Here is a 16,994-nt window from a genome sequence, read left to right as displayed (position 1 = left end):
CGCTTTGCTGTAATGCCAGCGCAGTAGAGCGAAAGCCATCTTCTCCCCGGCGATACCGGAAACCTGAGGACCGCAGCTCATGCCAGTGAATACCGCAAAGCGACGTGAACACATCATCGATCTGTTATGCGAGCACGGCAGCGTGCGTGTGGAACAGCTCAGCAAACAGTTTGCAGTATCCACGGTGACGATCCGCAACGATCTGCGCTTTCTGGAACGAAAAGGGTGTGCGCTGCGCGCTTACGGCGGCGCAATGCTCAATCAGCAATTCGCTTTCGATCGGCCGCTGCGGGACAAAGGGCGGTTGAATCGCGATGTCAAAACGCTGATCGCCAACGCGGCGGCCGGCTATGTGCGCGACGGCGAGGCGCTGATCCTCGATTCCGGTTCAACCACCGCGCAGATTGTGCCGTTCCTGAAGGGGCGGCGCGATCTGGTGGTGATGACCAACGCGCTGAACATTGCCTATGAGCTTTCGGGAAACGACGGGGTGGAAGTCATGGTGCTGGGGGGCAGCGTGCGCCGCAACTCTTACTCGCTCTACGGTCCGGCTGCCGAGCAGCAATTGCGTCAGTACCGCTTCGACAAGCTGTTTTTGGGCGTCGACGGGTTCGATCTGAGCGCCGGCATCACCACGCCTCACCCCGGTGAAGCGCACCTCAATCGCGTGATGTGCGAGGTGGCGCGCGAGATTATCGCGGTGGCGGATGCCAGCAAATTCGGTCGCAAGAGCTTTTGCATGATTCGCGAAGCCGGACAAATCCATCGGCTGATCACTGACAGCCGTCTTCCGGACGATTACGAGCGGGCGTTAACCGAGCTGGGCGTGGAGGTCATCATCGCCGATCGGTAGCACGGCGCCTGCATGGGGGCTTCATGCAGCAGTTGTTACAGCTTGTCGAGCAGCACAAGGCCGGTATGCCGGTCGGGATTTTTTCCGTCTGTTCCGCCCATCCCTGGGTTCTGGAGGCCGCGCTGCGGCAGGCTAAAAGCCGCGGCACGCCGGTGTTGGTGGAAGCGACCTCCAACCAGGTCAATCAGTTCGGCGGCTATACCGGCCAAACGGCGGCCCAGTTCCGCGATGCGCTTTGGCGTCTGGCGGATGAGGTTGGCCTGGCGCGCGAGCGCGTGTGGCTGGGCGGCGATCATCTGGGGCCGAACGCCTGGCAGGATCGCCCGGCTCAGGAAGCGATGGCGCTGGCGGAAACGTTGATCGACGATTACGTTCGCGCCGGATTTCGCAAAATTCATCTCGATTGTTCCATGTCGTGCGCCGGCGATCCCTCGCCCCTGGGGGATGCGGCGGTCGCCGAGCGTGCGGCACGCCTGTGCGCGGTGGCGGAACGCGCCTGGGCGCAGAGCGGCGGCGAAGCGCCGGTCTATGTGATCGGCACCGAGGTGCCGGTGCCGGGCGGCGCGCAGGAGGCGTTGGCGGGCCTGCAGGTCACCGCGCCGCAGGCGGTGGCGCAAACGCTGGAAATGCACCGTATCGCCTGGCAAAAAGCCGAGCTGAACGATGCCTGGCAGCGAACCATTGCGCTGGTGGTACAGCCGGGCGTCGAGTTCGATCACCACAGCGTCGAACGTTATCAGCCGCAGCGCGCCGACGCATTGAGCCATTTCATCGAACGGCAGCCGGGCATGATCTATGAAGCGCACTCTACGGATTACCAACCGCCGCAGGCCTATCGCCAGTTGGTGCGCGATCACTTCGCCATCCTGAAGGTGGGGCCGGCGCTGACCTTTGCGCTGCGAGAAGCGCTGTTCGCTCTCGATCGCATCGAGCGTGAATGGCTGGGGGAACGCCAGTCGTCGCAGCTGCGCGCCACGCTGGAGCAGGTGATGCGCGAGCAGCCGCAGCAGTGGAGCCGCTACTACCACGGTACGCCGCACCAGCAGTATCTCGATCGCCACTACAGCCTGAGCGATCGGGTGCGTTACTACTGGCCGCAGCCGCAGGTGCAGCAGGCGGTCGACGGTTTGCTGGACAACCTGCGCCGCAGCCCGGCGCCGTTGGCGCTGCTCAGCCAGTACCTGCCGGATCAGGCGCGGGCGCTGAACGCCGGCGAATTGAGCGCCGATCCGCAGGAGTGGGTGCTGCATAAAGTGACGCAGGTACTCGACGATTACCACGCCGCCTGTTACCCGGAGGGCCGCTAGCATGCCGAACATTTTAATGACCCGCATCGACAATCGCCTGGTGCACGGCCAGGTGGGCGTGACCTGGACCAATACCCTCGGCGCCAACCTGGTGGTGGTGGCCAACGACGAGGCCGCCGCCGATCCGGTGCAGCAGAACCTGATGGACATGGTGGTGGCGGAAGGGGTGCAGACCCGTTATTTCACGCTGCAGAAAACCATTGACGTGATCCACAAGGCGGCGGATCGGCAGAAGATCTTTCTGGTGTGCAAAACGCCGCAGGACGTGTTGACGCTGGTGCGCGGCGGGGTGCCGATCCGTTTCGTCAACGTCGGCAATATGCACTTCGCCGAGGGGAAGCGGCAGGTGCACAAAACGGTGTCGCTGGACGACGGCGACGTGGCCGCGTTCCGCGCGCTGGCGGAACTGGGCGTGGAGTGCGAAGTGCGACGGGTGCCGGATGAAGCGGGTGAGGCGATCGGCAAACTGCTCTTTTGAGCCAGGGGGAAAGCATGTTGACGGATGCGTTATTGATTGCGCTGTTGGCCGGGCTGGCGGGGGTTGACCTGTTCGACGGTCTGACCCACTTCCACCGGCCGGTAGTGATGGGGCCGCTGGTGGGGCTGATTTTGGGCGATGTCTATACCGGGTTGCTGGTGGGTGGCACGCTGGAGCTGGTGTGGATGGGGATGGTGCCGTTGGCGGGAGCCCAACCGCCTAACGTGGTGATCGGCGGGGTGATCGGCACCGCGTTCGCCATTCTGACCAAGGCCGACCCGAAAGTGGCGATCGGCGTGGCGGTACCGTTCTCGATTGCGGTGCAGGGCTGCATTACGCTGCTGTTTACGCTGTTCTCGCCGATGATGCACCGCTGCGATCGCATGGTGAAGGAGCTGAACTGGCGCGGCATCGAACGGGTGAACTATCTCGGCATCAGCATCCTGTTCATCTTCTATTTCGTGGTGGCATTCCTGCCGATTTACTTCGGCGCCGATGCGGCCAGCGCCATGGTGCAGAAGGCGCCAGGCTGGCTGCTGGACGGGTTGGCGGTGGCGGGCGGCATGATGCCGGCGATCGGTTTCTCGCTGCTGATGAAGGTGATGATGAAAAAAACCTACGTAGCCTATTTTATCCTCGGTTTCATCTCGGTCACGTTTCTCAAGCTGCCGATCCTGGCGGTGGCGCTGGGCGCCCTGGCGATCGCTTTGATTGATTTCTTCAACACGCAACGCGGCGCGGCAGAGGCGACGGCCCGGCCCGCTCCGCAGGAGGACGCCGAAGATGGCATTTAACGATTCCGACGATCTGCTGGCGCAAAAGGCCGAGCAGCGTATGGCGCAGGCGCTGGCCACCAGCCAGGTGGAGCAGGACGACTATCTGGACAGCCGGCCCGCCGAAGCGCTGACGCGCGGCGACATCAATCGCATGGCCTGGCGTTCGCTGCTGCTGCAGGCGTCGTTCAACTACGAGCGCATGCAGGCGGGCGGCTGGCTGTATCAGCTGATCCCCGCGCTGCGCAAGATCCACCGCAACCCGCAGGATCTGGCCAACTCGATGAAGATGCACATGGAATTTATCAACGTGCATCCGTTCGACGTCACCTTCCTGTCCGGCCTGGTGCTGGCGATGGAGCAGAACAAGGAAAAGATCTCCACCATTCGCGCGGTGAAAGTGGCGCTGATGGGGCCGCTTGGCGGTATCGGCGACGCGCTGTTTTGGCTGACGCTGTTGCCAATCTGCGCCGGCATAGGCGCTTCGCTGGCATTGGAGGGCAGCCTGTTCGGGCCGATCGTCTTCCTGCTGCTGTTCAACCTGTTCCACTTCGGCCTGCGTTTTGGGCTGGCGCACTACGGCTATCAGGCCGGCACCAGCGCGCTGGCGCTGCTGAAGACCCATACCCGGCGCATTTCTCACGCCGCTTCCATTGTCGGCATGACGGTGATCGGCGCGCTGGTGGCCTCGTACGTGCACCTGTCCACGCCGCTGGTGATGCATGCCGGCAAGGCCAGCGTGGCGCTGCAGACCGACGTGCTGGACAAGTTGATGCCCAACTTGCTGCCGCTGTGCTTCACGCTGCTCATTTTCTTCCTGATGAAGCGCGGATTCTCGCCGGTGAAGCTGATTGGCGTCACGGTAGCGATCGGCGTGGCGGGCAAATTTATCGGCATTTTATGAGGAGCGGGATATGCCAGGCATTGTGATTACCGGCCACGGCGGCTTTGCCTCCGGGCTGCTGCAGGCGGTGGAACAGGTGGTGGGGCCGCAGCGACATTGCGCGGCGGTCGATTTCCCCGAACAGATGAGCACCGCGCAGCTCAGGGACGCCTTACGCTCGGCGCTGGTCGCGGTGGCGCAGCCGGACGGCGTGGTGTTCCTGACCGACATGCTCGGCGGTTCGCCGTTTCGCAGCGCCTGTGAACTGGCGGATGCGCGGGGTGATTGCGAAGTGCTGACCGGCGTCAACATGCAGCTGGCGGCGGAAATGATGCTGGAACGTGACGGACTGAGCCTGGATGAATTTCGCGAGGTGGCGCTGGCGTGCGGTAAACGCGGCCTGACCAGCCTGTGGCATGAACGCCGCCGAGTGAAGTGCGAAGACGCGCAGGCCGACGGCATCTGAACGAAAACCGGGCGCGGGCGCGCCCGGCTACGTGAGTTAGGCCGGCAACGGGCTCAGCGCCAGACGCGCCGGTTGGTCTTCGCCGCGGCTGAAGCGCCAGCAGGTCTGGTGGTATTTCGCCACGCTGTTGCGGTGCGCCACGCTGACCAGCGTCACGTCCGGCAGTTCATCCACCAGCAGGCAGTACATCAGTTGCTCGGTTTCGTCGTCCAGCGCGCTGGTGGCCTCGTCGAGGAACAGGATGCTCGGGCGAATCAACAGGGCGCGGGCGAAGGCTAGCCGCTGTTGCTCGCCCGGCGACAGGCGATGGCTCCAGTTGGCGGAGGTGTCCAGCCAGCGCTGCAGGTGCTTCAGGCGGCAGTTTTCCAGCACCCGCATCAGCTGCGCGTCGCTGTATTCCGACGCCAGGCTCGGGTAGCTCAGCGCTTCGCGCAGCGTGCCGATCGGAATGTAGCTGCGCTGCGGCAGGAACAGCATGTTGGCGTTGCCCTCTACCCCGATGGCGCCCGCGCCGTAAGGCCAGATACCGGCGATGGCGCGCAGCAGCGTCGACTTGCCGCAGCCGGAAGGCCCGACGATCAGCAGGCGATCGCCGCGTTGCAGCGTCATCTCGGCGCCGGTCAGCAGCGGCTGGCCGTCGGGCAAGTGCAGGCTGAGGTTGTCCAGCGTTAACGGATGGGCGGTCTCCTCCCGCAGTTGAATGCCGCGCGGCTGATGGTGAACCTGATCGACGGCGGCGTTGAAGCCGGCCAGACGGTTAACGCAGGCTTTCCAGGTCGCCAAATCGTTAAATGCGTCGATAAACCACGACAGCGCGCCCTGCACCTGGCCGAAGGCCGAGGCGATCTGCATCAGGCCGCCCATCTGGATGGCGCCGGAGAAGTAGCGCGGCGCCGCCACCAGCAGGGGAAACACGATGGCGAACTGGCCGTAGAAGTTGGTGGCGATGTTGAGCCGCCGGGTGATGCGCATGATCGCCCACCAGTTGCTGCGAATGGTGTCGAAACGGTCGCCCAACTGCTGCGCCTCGCGCGGTTCGCCGTGGTACAGCGCAATGGCGTCGTTGTTTTCGCGGATGCGGATCAGGCCGAAACGGAAGTTCGCCTCATACCGTTCCTGGTTGAAGCCCAGCATGACCAGCGGTTTGCCGACCCACCAGATCAGCAGCGATCCCAACACCGCATACAGCAGCGCGAACCACACCATATAGCCGGGCAAGGTGATGGCGTGTTGCCCGAGCGCGAAGGTCATCGGCCCGCTGACGTGCCATAAAATGTCGATAAAGGAAAACAGCGTCACCAGGCTGGAGAGCAGCCCGAGCGACAGCGACAGGGTATATTGGGTCAGCACGTTGAGATCTTCAGCGATACGCTGATCGGGGTTATCGACGATCTGCTGCTGCTCGGTGTGGTAATACGCCTGGTGCGCCAGCCATTTTCCCATGAACCTTTCCGTCATCCAGCGCCGCCAGCGCATCTGCAGCCCCTGAGTCAGGTAGATCTTGTAGACCGCCAGCACGATGAAGATCAGCGCCAGATAGGTAAAGCGCCACAGCTGCGCCTTGAATACCGGGTAGTTTTTGTTCTGCAGCGCGTCGTAGAACACCTGGTTCCACTGGTTGATCTGCACGCTGATATAGACCAGGCCGAGCGACAGGACGACGATGGCGATCAGCATCATCCAGGCGCGCCATCGTTCCTCCGACACCCAAAAAGGTTTGATCAACTGCCAAATGGCGTGTTTCTGCAAGGGGGTTGCGTTCATAACGGCTCGATAATTGCGGTATTTTGTTCAGCATGGGCTGCGGGCCGGTAACAAACAAACCGCGACTGTAAGCAGTTTTGACTCCGCTAACCGTTTGAAATAAGGCGGCTGAATCGCCGGCGGCGCGCAGGTGAGCGCAATTGCGGCATACACTCCGGCGCCGGGCGGTTATACTGGCGCCGAATTTTTGCAGAAAGGATAAACGATGAAGGCTTGGTTTCCCCTGTTGCTGACCTGCGGCGTCTTCGCCAGCGCCCGGGCCTGGGCGCACATTGACGAGCCGGACATCGCCGCCGACTGCCAAAAGGTGGCGAGCTACGCCGAACTGGGAAAAAAGGCCTATCAGCGCCAGGATTACGCCAAAGCCGCCGACATTTTTCGCGATCAGGCGGCCTGGAGCGAGTTTTGCGGTCTGAGCGAGCTGGCTGTCGCCACGGCTTACAACAACGTGGCGCTGTCGCTGATGCACGCCGGCGAATTGCTCAAGGCGCAGGCCTATCTGGCGCTGGCGCCGCACGATGACAAATCGCAGCACAACATGAGTCTGTTGCGCCAACGCCTGGCGCAGCGGCCGCAGCCGCAGGGGCCGGGCGGCGTGTACTGGCAATACGCCGGGCGCGGGGTGTGGAGCGAAGTGGTGGTGAAGCCGCAGGGCGAGCGCTGGCTGATCGATTTTTCCGGCTACGCCATGCCGCAGATGGGGCTGTATTACGGCCCGAACATGGGCGACTTCACCGCCGAGCTGCCCATTGAGCACGGCAAGGCCGTCTACCATCAACATGACTCGGAAAGCGCGCAGGTCTGCGACGTGACGATGGCGTTTGGCGAGCAAGCGCTGGAGATGCATACGCGGGGGGATTGCGGGTTCGGCCACAATGTGCGGGCGGAAGGGCGGTTCGTGCGGGTCGAATGACCCGCCCCGGTGGCCGGGGCGAGAAGGGTTACGCCAGCGCGGCGGCGCCCAACAGATTCTTCCAGGCTTCCACATTGCCCAGATAATTGCCGGCCGGCAGCAGATGCAGCTGGCCCTCGCTATCCTGCAGCGCAAAGGTCGGGAAGCCCTGGCCCTGCACTTTGGCCAGCAGCGCCCGGCTTTCCGCGATGTGTTGCGCGGTCGGCGCACCGCTGTTGAAGCGCATTTCGGCGATAAACGCCGCCGAAGGCAACCCCAGCTCTTTCGCCAACGCTTCCAGCACCGGCGTGTCGGCGATGCGTCGCCCTTCCTGATAGTGCGCCTGCTGAATGCGGTGCAGCATGTCCAGCCCGCGTCCCGCCAGTTTTTCCGCCGCCAGGATAGCCGTGATCGGCGGCTCGGAATCCATCACCGCCGTGGTGTCGCGCAGCAGGCCGTTGAAATAGGCTTCGCCGAAAGGCTGGCCCGTCATCTCGGCGATGCGCTTGTCGTGCGGAATGACGTAGTTGCGCCATTCGTCGGTAATCTGACGGCGGTTGTTGCCGGTCATCATGCCGCCGGCGTGCGGCACGACCTTCAGCCCGGGGAGGCTCTGAGCCGCTTTCACCAGCGGTGCGGCGCCGTAGCACCAACCGCACAGCGGATCGAAAATGTAATGCAGAGTGGTTTCGGTCATTTTTACTCCTCGCTTGGCGCGCGGCAAGCCGCCGCGGCGCCAGGGCTGGTTCAATCACGCACGGGCGCTTATTGCGGCCACTTCATCTCGCCTTTCAGCACTTTCGCGCTCAGTTCCAGGCTCGATTCGTCTTTCAGCGTCGGGTAGTGCTTTTTCATCGCTTCAATCAGCGCGGCGGAATCCTTGGCTTTTGGCAGTTCGGCTTCCAGCGTGGTCAGGTATTTTTGGGTAAAGTGCACCGATGCCAGTGTCTGTGCGGCACCCGGCAGGAAGTGGCCCGGCACGACGACCTGCGGCTTCAGCGCTTCGATGTTTTTCAGCGTCTGCTGCCAGTGCTGGCGCGATTCTACGCTCTGGTTATCGGCGATCCACGGATGGATATTGTCACCGGCGACCGCCACGCCGCCCACGACCGCTTTCAGCGCCGGGATCCACACGAAGGTGCGATCGGGAGTCGGGCCGTTCAGGCCTTTCACTTCCACTTTTTGACCGTCGATGGTGAAGCTGTCGCCCTGCAGCGGCTGCGGCACGATCACGGTTTTCGGCGCGTTGTCTTTCAGGATTGGGCCCCAGTAGGCGATTTTGCCGTCTTTGGTGGCGTTAATGTCCTTGATGGTGCCAGGCGAAGCGATGATTTTCGCCTCCGGGAAAGCGGCCTTAATCACGTCCAGACCGAAATAGAAATCCGGATCTGAGTGGCTGATGTAGACGGTGGTCAGTTTCTTGCCGGTCGCCTTGATCTTTTTCACCAGCTCTTCGGCATCGTTGCGCTGGAACTGTGCGTCGATCAGCGCCACTTCGTGTTTGCCGCTGACGATTTCGGAAGACACCGGGAACACGCTTTTCTCGCCCGGGTTATACACTTCCATGGTCAGGGTATCGGCAGCGGTGGCGTAGGTGCTCAGGGTGGCGACGCCGGTGAAGGCCAGAGTTAACAGTGATTTCTTAAACATGGGCAGAGGTCCTTAGGTATCGGTTAATGTTGTAATGATGTTAGGTTGCATAAAGCGATAGAAAAACCGGATAATAAGCAATTATTCGTTGCATAAATCGGACTAATCATGGATCGCATTACCGCCGCTGAGGTTTTTGTCACCATCGTCGATCGCGGCAGCATGATCGCCGCTGCGGAAACGCTGGAGATGTCGCGCGCGATGGTCACTCGCTACCTGGCCCAGATGGAGCAATGGGCCGGGGCGCGTTTACTGCACCGTACTACCCGTAAGCTTAGTCTGACCGACGCCGGTGAGCGTACTTTGGAGCGCTGCCGACAAATGTTGGCGCTGGCGGGGGAAATCGATCTGGTGGAGGAAGGGCAGAGCGACGAACTGCGCGGCCTGCTGCGCATCACCTGTTCGCAATCGCTCGGACAAACGGCGCTGGTGGGGGCCGTCGCCCAGTATCTGAAGCGTCATCCGCAGGTGGCGGTCGATCTGCAGATGAACAACCGGGCGGTGAACCTGGTGGAAGAGCGCATCGATCTGGCGCTGCGCATCACCAATGAGCTGGATCCCAACCTGATCGCCCGGCCGCTGTCCACCTGCGCGTCGGTGGTGTGCGCCGCGCCCGCTTATCTGGCGGCGCACGGCACGCCGCGCCAGCCGCAGGATCTGGCGTTGCACAACTGCCTGACTTATTCCTATTTCGGCAAAAGCCTGTGGCATTTCGACGCTCAGGGGGTGAAATCGGCGGTGGCGGTCAGCGGCAACCTGAGCGCCAACGAATCGGTGGTGCTGATGGCCGGTACGGTGCAGGGCGCGGGCATTTCCCTGCAGCCCTACTATTCGGCGGCGCCGCTGTTGGCCAGCGGCGAACTGGTGGAGCTGCTGCCGGGTTACCGGCCGCAATCGATGGGTATCTACGGCATCTACACCTCACGCCGACAAATGCCCGCCACCTTGCGCACCATGCTGGACTTTCTGGTGGAATGGTTCGCCAGCGATCCGCAGTGGCAGGCGACGCTGCGCTAAGGCCGCGGCAACATTCCCACGCCGTTTTCAGCGCCTGACGGCGGCGGCCAGGCGGGCGGAGAACAGTGCCGCCTGTTGATGCAGATGGTCGATAAAGGCCGTCACCAGCGCCGATGAAGGGCGGTGCAGCGGCCGTATCAGGCTGACGGTGAACGGCACGTCGATGCTGAATGGCCGCACGTGCACGCCGCTGCCGGCATAGTCGAGCGCCGTCAGCGGGTTGACGATCGAGACCCCCACGCCGGCTCTCACCATGGCGCACACTGACGCCGCGCTGTGCGTTTCCATCACCATGCGGCGCTCGACGCCCTGCTCGGCGAACAGCGCATCGAGCAAGTGGCGATAGCTGTCGGTGTTCGACAGGCTGATAAAGTTCTGCCCGGTGAAGTCCTGTGGCGTCAGAAGGTCTTTTGCCAGCAGGGGGTGACCCGTCGGCAGCACGCAGACTTCATTCAACGTCATCAGCGTCACCCGCTCGGTGCCCGCCGGCGTCAGGGTGGTTTCCGTCAGCCCCAGATCGTGGCGCTGGGCCGACAGCCACTCTTCCAGCAGCGGCGATTCTTGCGGGATCACGCTGAAGCTGACTTCCGGGTAACGTTCGATAAAGGGCCGGCACACCGCCGGCAGCAGCGATTGGGAAAATACCGGCAGGCACACGATCGACAGCTGCGCCTGCTGAAACTGGCGAATGCCGGCGGCGGCGTTGACGATGCGATCGAGGCCATAATAGGAGCGTTGCACCTCTTCGAACAGCCGTAGGCCCTGCACCGTGGGGGACAAGCGCCCGCGAACCCGATCGAACAGCTGCAGCCGAATCAGCTTCTCAAAGCGCGCCAGCTCACGGCTGACGGTGGGTTGCGAGGTTTGCAGCAGGGCCGCCGCCTCGGTCAGGTTGCCGGTGGTCATCACCGCCCGAAAGATTTCTATCTGCCGCAAAGAGATGCTGTGCATGACGAGGCTGCTCGATTGTAGAGAAAGCTATATCATAAATGAATAGACTACGGCTAAATAGATATTTTCCACCCGATTCAGCGTGCGGCACTATGGGCTTATCTGCCGTCACTTTCGAATTGGGAATATCGCCATGCCACGCCCGTTGCACGACACCTCCACCGCGTTGAACGCCGCTAACCTGCTGGCCTTGCCGCAGCGCTTCGGTTGCCCGGTCTGGGCTTATGATGCCGACATCATCAGCCAGCGCATCGCTCAGCTGCGCCACTTCGACACTATCCGTTTCGCGCAGAAAGCCTGTTCGAACATTCATATTTTGCGCCTGATGCGCGAGCAGGGCGTGAAGGTGGATTCGGTGTCGCTCGGCGAAATCGAGCGGGCGCTGCAGGCCGGTTTTCAGCCGGGCGGCGAGCCGAGCGATATCGTGTTTACCGCGGACGTATTGGATCACGCGACGCTGGCGCGCGTCAGCGCATTGAAGATCCCGGTCAACGCCGGTTCCATCGATATGCTGGATCAGCTCGGCCAGGCTTCCGCGGGGCATCCGGTGTGGCTGCGCATTAATCCGGGGTTTGGCCATGGCCACAGCCAGAAAACCAACACCGGCGGCGAGAACAGCAAACACGGCATCTGGTATGCCGACCTGCCGCAGGCGGTGGAGAAGATCCGCCGCTACGGCCTGAAGCTGATCGGCGTGCATATGCATATCGGCTCCGGCGTCGATTACCAGCATCTGGAGCGCGTCTGCGATGCGATGGTGCAGCAGGTGATCGATCTCGGTCATGACATCAGCGCCATTTCCGCCGGCGGCGGTCTGTCTATCCCGTATCAGTACGGCGAAGAGGCGATCGATACCGAACACTATTTCGGTTTGTGGAACCGGGCGCGTGAGCGCATCGCCGCGCATCTGGGGCACCCGGTGCAGTTGGAGATTGAACCCGGACGTTTCCTGATGGCGGAGGCGGGCGTATTGGTGGCCGAGGTGCGGGCGGTAAAAGACATGGGCAGCCGCCACTTTGTGCTGGTGGATGCCGGTTTTAACGATCTGATGCGCCCGGCGATGTACGGCAGCTATCACCATATTTCGCTGTTGCCGGCCGATGGGCGCGACACCTCGGAACAACCGCTGCGCGACACGGTGATCGCCGGGCCGCTGTGCGAATCCGGCGACGTCTTCACCCAGCAGGCGGGCGGCGGCGTGGAAACCCGCGAGCTGCCGCCGGTGCAGATCGGCGATTATCTGGTGTTTCACGATACCGGCGCCTACGGCGCATCGATGTCCTCCAACTACAACAGCCGTCCGCTGTTGCCTGAAGTGCTGTTCGAAAACGGCGAGCCGCGTTTGATCCGCCGCCGCCAAACCATCGAAGAACTGATCGCGCTGGAACTTATCTGATAAGCGGGCGGGCGCCTTGCGCCCGCTTCACAGCGTCATGCGGCGGTGCTGGCCATTGGGCAATTGCACATCCAGCGACAGCGTGCCGCCCATCGCCTCGATATAGCGTTTGAGCGACGACAGCTTTATTTCGCTGCCGCGCTTTTCCAAATTGGCGACGGAGGGTTGGCTGATGCCGAGCCGCTTCGCCAATTCAACCTGAGAGACCGCCAGCTCTTCCCTCAGCATCGCCAGCCGCAGTTCGAAAATTTCCTTGTCCGCTTTTTGCCTGGCTGTGGCAACGACGGCGGGATCGAGCTTGTCGATCAGTTGGGATAACGGTTTGGCCATCTGCACTACCTCCGGGTTGCCAGATAATGTGAAAATTCCATGGCAGCGATGGGCAACATGCGCTGGTAAAAGCGTTTGTCGCCGGTTTTATCGCCACCGCACAGCAATACTGCTTGCCGCTGTGGGTCAAAGGCGAAAAACACCCTGAAAGGGCGCCCGCGATGTTGAACGCGCAACTCCTTCAACTGCCGGGCCGCTTCGGAAAAATGCAGCGTATCGGCGTGCGGCCGCGCCAACTGCGGGCCGAACGTCTGTAATTTGAAGATCGCCGCCAGTATGCTTGTTTGCTGGGCGTTGTTCAGCGCCAAAAACCAGTCGTCGAATCGTTCGACGGTCACCACTTGCCACATGATGCGCTTCGAATATAGCGTTTATGCTATATAGCGTAAAGGTTATTGTGCCAACAATCTGCACGAACGCAGGGAGCGGAAAAAATCCAAAAGCGAGAAATGCGGCGGGCTGCGCAATCTGAGCGCATGGGTGACGGCTCACCCATGCGGCGGCATGATTACGGCTGTTCGTGCGCGTTGTTGAGGGTGGCGACCGAGTGGCGGCGCACCAGCGTTGGGCTGAACATGTTGGTGATTTCCGGCAGCGGTTGCCGGTTGGCCAGCGCCAGCGCCAGCTCCGCCGCCTGGGTGGCCATCGCCACGATAGGGTAGCGAATGGTGGTCAGGCGTGGGCGCAGGTAGCGCGAAATCAACACGTCGTCGAAACCGATCAGCGAAATTTCTCCCGGTACGTCGACGCTGTTATCGCTCAGCACCGACAGCGCGCCGGCGGCCATCGGATCGTTGTAGCAGGTAATGGCGGAGAACGAACGGCCGCGGCCGAGCAATTCGGTCATCGCCTGTTCGCCGCCGATCTCGTCCGGTTCGCCGTAGGCGATCAGCTTTTCATCCACCGCAATGCCGTGTTCCTGCAGCGCGTCGAGATAGCCTTGCAGACGATCGGTGGCGTCGGAAATCTGGTGAGTGGAGCAGATGATGGCGATGCGCTGGTGCCCTTGCTGGATCAGATGTCGGGTCGCCAGCCAGGCGCCGTAGCGATCGTCGAGCGCCACGCAGCGCGTTTCAAACCCCGGCAGCGTGCGATTGATGAGCACCATGCCCGGGATCTGTTGCATCCAGCCGAAAAGTTCCTGATCGCTTAGCCTTTTGGCGTGCACCACCAGCGCTTCGCAGCGGTGCCGCACCAGCTGTTCAATCGCCTGACGCTCTTTTTCGGCGTCGTGGTAACCGTTGCCAATCAGCAGAAAATTGTGGGTGGCGTAGGCCACCTGCTCGACCGCCTTGACCATCGCGCCGAAGAAGGGATCGGAAACGTCGGAGACGATCAGCCCCAGCGTCTCGGTGGATTGCTGCGCCAGCGCTCGTGCGTTGGCGTTAGGGTGATACTGCAGCTGTTCCATGGCGGCCTGCACCGCAGTGCGCGACCCTTCGCTGGCCTTGGGGGAATTGTTTATCACGCGGGATACCGTGGCCACGGAAACACCCGCCAGCCTGGCAACATCCTTTATCGTAGCCATATCAGTCAACACATCCTGGGTAATCGCTTACATCCCCCAGTTTTGCGGAAAAAAACCGGGGCTGCAAGCGGTCTCGTGCGCAACTTGTGGTGGCGGTTGCAGAATCTCTTCGCGTCTGTACGCATAACCGACTGCTACCGAACGATAGCGCAATTTGTACGTTGGCACTGGCGGCGGGCTGAGGTAACGTCTGTGCATTCCGATTTGCGCCGAGAACGCCATGTCCATTAAACGCTATCCGCAGCTCGCCCATTGGGGCGCTTATACCGCCGTGGTTGAAGACGGCCGGCTTATCCGTTGTGAACCCTTCGTCGACGATCCTGATCCTTCGCCGCTGCTCGATTCCATCGTCCCGATGGTCTACTCCGACAAACGCATCCGCAAGCCGGCGGTGCGCCGCTCGTGGCTGCAAAAGCGCGAGGGCAGCGACCGTACGCTGCGCGGCAGGGAAGATTTCGTCGAGGTGGACTGGGAATTGGCGCTCGATTTGGTGGCGCAAGAGAATCGCCGGGTGCGCGAGCGTTACGGCGCCTCCGGGTTGTTTACCGGCTCTTATGGCTGGTCGTCGGCCGGGCGGCTGCACCATGCCCGCTCGCTGGTGCGGCGGTTCTACTTCAGCGGCGGCGGCGGCGTCGATCAGCAGGGCAACTACAGCTGGGGCGCGGCGCAGTTCTTTCTGCCGTATGTGATCGGCACTTTTTCGCCCTTGACCGGGCGCGTCACCAGTTGGCCGAGCGTGGTGGAGCATTGCGAGCTGTTTGTGGCGTTTGGCGGATTGGCGCTGAAAAACGCTCAGGTCTCTTCCGGCGGCGCGGCGGAACATGCGCTCAAGCCCTGGCTGCAAAAGCTGGCGCGCAAGGGCACGCCGGTTATCAACATCAGCCCGATGCGCGATGATTGTCCCGAGTTTGTCAATGCGGAATGGATCCCGATCCGGCCGAATACCGACGTGGCGCTGATGCTGGCGCTGGCTTACGAAATCCAGCGGCTGGACGCGCAGGATGAAGCCTTCCTGCACAGCCACTGCGTGGGCTATCAACAGCTGGCGGATTACCTGAACGGCGCCGGTGACGGCGTGGCGAAAACCCCCGTTTGGGCTAGCGCTATTACCGGCATTCCGGCGGCGCGCATCGCGCTGCTGGCGCGGCAACTGATCGGCGTGCGCAGTTTCATCACCTGTTCCTACTCCGTGCAACGCGCGCATCGGGGGGAGCAACCGTATTGGATGATGATCGCGCTGTCGGCGATGCTGGGCCAGGTGGGGCTGCCGGGCGGCGGTTTCTCGTTCGGCCACGGCTCGATGAACGGCGTCGGCAATCCACGCGTGGACACGCCTGCGCCGACCATGCCGGTAGGCGAAAATCCGGCCGGGCAGGCGATCCCGGTGGCGCGCATCTGCGACATGCTGTTGCACCCCGGTGAGGCCTATCAATTTTGCGGCGAGACGCGGCATTATCCGGATATCCATTTGGTGCACTGGGCTGGCGGCAACCCGTTCCATCATCATCAGCAGTTGAATCGGCTGGTGGAGGGCTGGCAGAAGCCGGACACGGTGATCGTTCAAGATATCTGGTGGACGGCGGCGGCCAAAATGGCAGACATCGTGCTGCCGGTCACCAGTTCGCTGGAGCGTAACGATATCGGCGGCTCGTCGCGCGATCGCTACGTGTTGGCGATGCATCAGGCCATTGCGCCGCAGCATCAGGCGCGCAACGATTTCGATATCTTCGCCGATCTGGCGGAGCGTCTCGGCTATCGTGAGCGCTTTACCGAGAATCGCGACGAGCGGGCCTGGATCGAAGCTATCTACCGGCAATGCGGCACAGCGCAGCAGCGCGCCGGCGTCGCCTGGCCCGAGTTTGAGGCCTTCTGGCAACGGGGCTATGTCGAGCTGCCCGCGCCGGCTAAAGAGTTCGTATTTTTTGACGCATTCCGCGCCGATCCGCAGGCTAACCCGCTGCAAACGCCCAGCGGCAAGATAGAGCTGTTCAGCGAGCGGATCGCCGGCTATCGCTACGAAGATTTCGCTCCGCATCCGCAGTGGCGGCCGCCGGTGGAGTGGCTGGGCGCGCCGCAGGCCAAAAACTGGCCGCTGCACCTGATCTCCATTCAGCCGAGCGATCGCCTGCATAGCCAGATGGATCCGGCGCCGCTGGCGCAGGGCAACAAGACCGCCGGGCGAGAAACCTTATACATGCATCCGGACGATGCGGCGCCGCGCGGTGTGGCGGACGGCGCCGAAGTGCTGGTCAGCAACGCGCGCGGCAGCTGTCTGGCGGGGGTATCGCTCACCGATGGCGTGACGCGCGGCGTGGTGCTGATGGCGACCGGTGCCTGGTTCGAGCCGGGTTTCGACGCGCAGCGCCGGCCGGTCGAGCAGGCGGGCAACCCGAACGTGCTGACGCTGGATATCGGCACCTCGCCGCTGACGCAGGGGCCGAACGCCATGAGCTGCCTGGTCGAGGTCAGCGCACGATGAGCGAAGATGTCACGTCTGGGTCACTGGCTCGTCGTTGTTATATTTATTTTCGTCGCTGCGGGAAGGTTTAAGTTTCATTGAGTTATTACAGCAGATCGTGGGAAATTTACAGCTGGTTGCATTTGGAGCAGAACTCTTGCGATTCGCCGGTAGTTTCCTGCACGCCATCTCTCTAGAGTAGGTGATCCCAGAGGTATTGATTGGTGAGAAATCAGCGTGCCTTGCAT

Annotated in this window: 17 protein-coding genes; 10 read left to right on the top strand and 7 right to left on the bottom strand. The window is 62.1% G+C overall.

The genetic code is table 11. The annotated features are described in order from the left end of the window. Positions 1–79: 79 nt before the first annotated feature. From agaR to agaF, 6 genes are read left to right on the top strand one after another with little or no spacing between them, the layout of a single operon-like run. The gene (gene agaR / locus ACP3TA_RS01020; protein ID WP_033644822.1) at positions 80–853 is read left to right on the top strand and encodes a transcriptional repressor AgaR; all 774 of its coding nucleotides are present in this window, start codon (positions 80–82) and stop codon (positions 851–853) included. A gap of 23 nt (positions 854–876) precedes the next feature. Beyond that, positions 877–2,160: a D-tagatose-bisphosphate aldolase, class II, non-catalytic subunit gene (locus tag ACP3TA_RS01015; RefSeq protein WP_206196285.1), complete on the top strand. Its 1,284-nt coding sequence runs from the start codon at positions 877–879 to the stop codon at positions 2,158–2,160. Between the two features lies 1 nt (position 2,161). Then, a complete protein-coding gene (gene agaV / locus ACP3TA_RS01010; RefSeq protein WP_004931808.1) occupies positions 2,162–2,638 on the top strand; it encodes a PTS N-acetylgalactosamine transporter subunit IIB in 477 nt (158 codons plus the stop codon). 14 nt (positions 2,639–2,652) lie between these two features. Continuing rightward, entirely contained in the window at positions 2,653–3,432 is a 780-nt protein-coding gene (agaW, locus tag ACP3TA_RS01005; RefSeq protein ID WP_019455697.1) for a PTS N-acetylgalactosamine transporter subunit IIC, read from the top strand. Continuing rightward, positions 3,422–4,315, top strand: coding sequence for a PTS system mannose/fructose/sorbose family transporter subunit IID (locus tag ACP3TA_RS01000; protein ID WP_033644827.1), 894 nt, complete (start codon positions 3,422–3,424; stop codon positions 4,313–4,315). Before agaW ends, ACP3TA_RS01000 begins: the two co-directional genes overlap by 11 nt. Positions 4,316–4,325: 10 nt before the next feature. Then, a complete protein-coding gene (gene agaF / locus ACP3TA_RS00995; protein ID WP_033644830.1) occupies positions 4,326–4,760 on the top strand; it encodes a PTS galactosamine/N-acetylgalactosamine transporter subunit IIA in 435 nt (144 codons plus the stop codon). Positions 4,761–4,796: 36 nt separating this feature from the next. On the opposite strand, the gene ACP3TA_RS00990 is transcribed toward agaF, so the two are convergent. Further along, positions 4,797–6,524 carry an ABC transporter ATP-binding protein/permease gene (locus tag ACP3TA_RS00990; RefSeq protein ID WP_046687736.1) on the bottom strand — a complete coding sequence of 576 codons (1,728 nt, stop codon included), beginning with the start codon at positions 6,522–6,524 and terminating at the stop codon, positions 4,797–4,799. Positions 6,525–6,729: 205 nt separating this feature from the next. Here ACP3TA_RS00990 and ACP3TA_RS00985 point away from each other — a divergent pair, with 205 nt between their 5' ends. Then, positions 6,730–7,437: a tetratricopeptide repeat protein gene (locus ACP3TA_RS00985; RefSeq protein WP_206196284.1), complete on the top strand. Its 708-nt coding sequence runs from the start codon at positions 6,730–6,732 to the stop codon at positions 7,435–7,437. Positions 7,438–7,465: 28 nt separating this feature from the next. Here ACP3TA_RS00985 and ACP3TA_RS00980 read toward each other — a convergent pair whose 3' ends face one another. Together ACP3TA_RS00980 and ACP3TA_RS00975 are read right to left on the bottom strand one after the other, a co-directional pair. Next, positions 7,466–8,113 carry a DsbA family protein gene (locus tag ACP3TA_RS00980; protein WP_033644834.1) on the bottom strand — a complete coding sequence of 216 codons (648 nt, stop codon included), beginning with the start codon at positions 8,111–8,113 and terminating at the stop codon, positions 7,466–7,468. A gap of 68 nt (positions 8,114–8,181) precedes the next feature. Then, positions 8,182–9,066: an MBL fold metallo-hydrolase gene (locus tag ACP3TA_RS00975; protein WP_047026616.1), complete on the bottom strand. Its 885-nt coding sequence runs from the start codon at positions 9,064–9,066 to the stop codon at positions 8,182–8,184. A 108-nt stretch (positions 9,067–9,174) separates the two neighbouring features. Between ACP3TA_RS00975 and ACP3TA_RS00970 the strand changes: the two genes are divergently transcribed. Further along, positions 9,175–10,083, top strand: coding sequence for a LysR family transcriptional regulator (locus ACP3TA_RS00970; RefSeq protein ID WP_033644836.1), 909 nt, complete (start codon positions 9,175–9,177; stop codon positions 10,081–10,083). 27 nt (positions 10,084–10,110) lie between these two features. On the opposite strand, the gene ACP3TA_RS00965 is transcribed toward ACP3TA_RS00970, so the two are convergent. Further along, positions 10,111–11,034 (bottom strand): LysR family transcriptional regulator, encoded by a 924-nt coding sequence (locus ACP3TA_RS00965; RefSeq protein ID WP_046687734.1) that lies wholly within the window; start codon positions 11,032–11,034, stop codon positions 10,111–10,113. Between the two features lie 133 nt (positions 11,035–11,167). On the opposite strand from ACP3TA_RS00965, the gene lysA reads away from it, so the two are divergent. Further along, entirely contained in the window at positions 11,168–12,430 is a 1,263-nt protein-coding gene (gene lysA, locus ACP3TA_RS00960) for a diaminopimelate decarboxylase (protein WP_033644838.1), read from the top strand. Between the two features lie 27 nt (positions 12,431–12,457). Here lysA and ACP3TA_RS00955 read toward each other — a convergent pair whose 3' ends face one another. The 3 genes from ACP3TA_RS00955 to galR all read right to left on the bottom strand — a co-directional run bounded on the left by ACP3TA_RS00955 (position 12,458) and on the right by galR (position 14,288). Continuing rightward, a complete protein-coding gene (locus ACP3TA_RS00955) occupies positions 12,458–12,760 on the bottom strand; it encodes a helix-turn-helix domain-containing protein (RefSeq protein ID WP_038878665.1) in 303 nt (100 codons plus the stop codon). Between the two features lie 5 nt (positions 12,761–12,765). Further along, positions 12,766–13,110: a type II toxin-antitoxin system RelE/ParE family toxin gene (locus ACP3TA_RS00950; protein WP_033644839.1), complete on the bottom strand. Its 345-nt coding sequence runs from the start codon at positions 13,108–13,110 to the stop codon at positions 12,766–12,768. Between the two features lie 158 nt (positions 13,111–13,268). Next, positions 13,269–14,288, bottom strand: coding sequence for an HTH-type transcriptional regulator GalR (galR, locus tag ACP3TA_RS00945; RefSeq protein ID WP_033644840.1), 1,020 nt, complete (start codon positions 14,286–14,288; stop codon positions 13,269–13,271). A 220-nt stretch (positions 14,289–14,508) separates the two neighbouring features. On the opposite strand from galR, the gene ACP3TA_RS00940 reads away from it, so the two are divergent. After that, positions 14,509–16,767 (top strand): molybdopterin guanine dinucleotide-containing S/N-oxide reductase, encoded by a 2,259-nt coding sequence (locus ACP3TA_RS00940; protein WP_149542263.1) that lies wholly within the window; start codon positions 14,509–14,511, stop codon positions 16,765–16,767. The last annotated feature ends 227 nt before the right edge of the window (positions 16,768–16,994 follow it).

This window comes from Serratia sp. 2C06 (assembly GCF_050037615.1).
In the GTDB taxonomy this organism is placed as follows: Bacteria; Pseudomonadota; Gammaproteobacteria; order Enterobacterales; family Enterobacteriaceae; genus Serratia; species Serratia ureilytica.
The sequence above is the reverse complement of the archived record's forward strand: the minus strand, read 5'-3'. Positions and strand labels throughout refer to the sequence as shown.

What these genes read in the sequence shown, in the direction of transcription:
- agaR (WP_033644822.1), top strand. Translation starts at nt 80, where the DNA reads ATGCCAGTGAATACCGCAAAGCGACGTGAACACATCATCGATCTGTTA.
- ACP3TA_RS01015 (WP_206196285.1), top strand. Translation starts at nt 877, where the DNA reads ATGCAGCAGTTGTTACAGCTTGTCGAGCAGCACAAGGCCGGTATGCCG.
- agaV (WP_004931808.1), top strand. Translation starts at nt 2,162, where the DNA reads ATGCCGAACATTTTAATGACCCGCATCGACAATCGCCTGGTGCACGGC.
- agaW (WP_019455697.1), top strand. Translation starts at nt 2,653, where the DNA reads ATGTTGACGGATGCGTTATTGATTGCGCTGTTGGCCGGGCTGGCGGGG.
- ACP3TA_RS01000 (WP_033644827.1), top strand. Translation starts at nt 3,422, where the DNA reads ATGGCATTTAACGATTCCGACGATCTGCTGGCGCAAAAGGCCGAGCAG.
- agaF (WP_033644830.1), top strand. Translation starts at nt 4,326, where the DNA reads ATGCCAGGCATTGTGATTACCGGCCACGGCGGCTTTGCCTCCGGGCTG.
- ACP3TA_RS00990 (WP_046687736.1), bottom strand. Translation starts at nt 6,524, where the DNA reads ATGAACGCAACCCCCTTGCAGAAACACGCCATTTGGCAGTTGATCAAA.
- ACP3TA_RS00985 (WP_206196284.1), top strand. Translation starts at nt 6,730, where the DNA reads ATGAAGGCTTGGTTTCCCCTGTTGCTGACCTGCGGCGTCTTCGCCAGC.
- ACP3TA_RS00980 (WP_033644834.1), bottom strand. Translation starts at nt 8,113, where the DNA reads ATGACCGAAACCACTCTGCATTACATTTTCGATCCGCTGTGCGGTTGG.
- ACP3TA_RS00975 (WP_047026616.1), bottom strand. Translation starts at nt 9,066, where the DNA reads ATGTTTAAGAAATCACTGTTAACTCTGGCCTTCACCGGCGTCGCCACC.
- ACP3TA_RS00970 (WP_033644836.1), top strand. Translation starts at nt 9,175, where the DNA reads ATGGATCGCATTACCGCCGCTGAGGTTTTTGTCACCATCGTCGATCGC.
- ACP3TA_RS00965 (WP_046687734.1), bottom strand. Translation starts at nt 11,034, where the DNA reads ATGCACAGCATCTCTTTGCGGCAGATAGAAATCTTTCGGGCGGTGATG.
- lysA (WP_033644838.1), top strand. Translation starts at nt 11,168, where the DNA reads ATGCCACGCCCGTTGCACGACACCTCCACCGCGTTGAACGCCGCTAAC.
- ACP3TA_RS00955 (WP_038878665.1), bottom strand. Translation starts at nt 12,760, where the DNA reads ATGGCCAAACCGTTATCCCAACTGATCGACAAGCTCGATCCCGCCGTC.
- ACP3TA_RS00950 (WP_033644839.1), bottom strand. Translation starts at nt 13,110, where the DNA reads ATGTGGCAAGTGGTGACCGTCGAACGATTCGACGACTGGTTTTTGGCG.
- galR (WP_033644840.1), bottom strand. Translation starts at nt 14,288, where the DNA reads ATGGCTACGATAAAGGATGTTGCCAGGCTGGCGGGTGTTTCCGTGGCC.
- ACP3TA_RS00940 (WP_149542263.1), top strand. Translation starts at nt 14,509, where the DNA reads ATGTCCATTAAACGCTATCCGCAGCTCGCCCATTGGGGCGCTTATACC.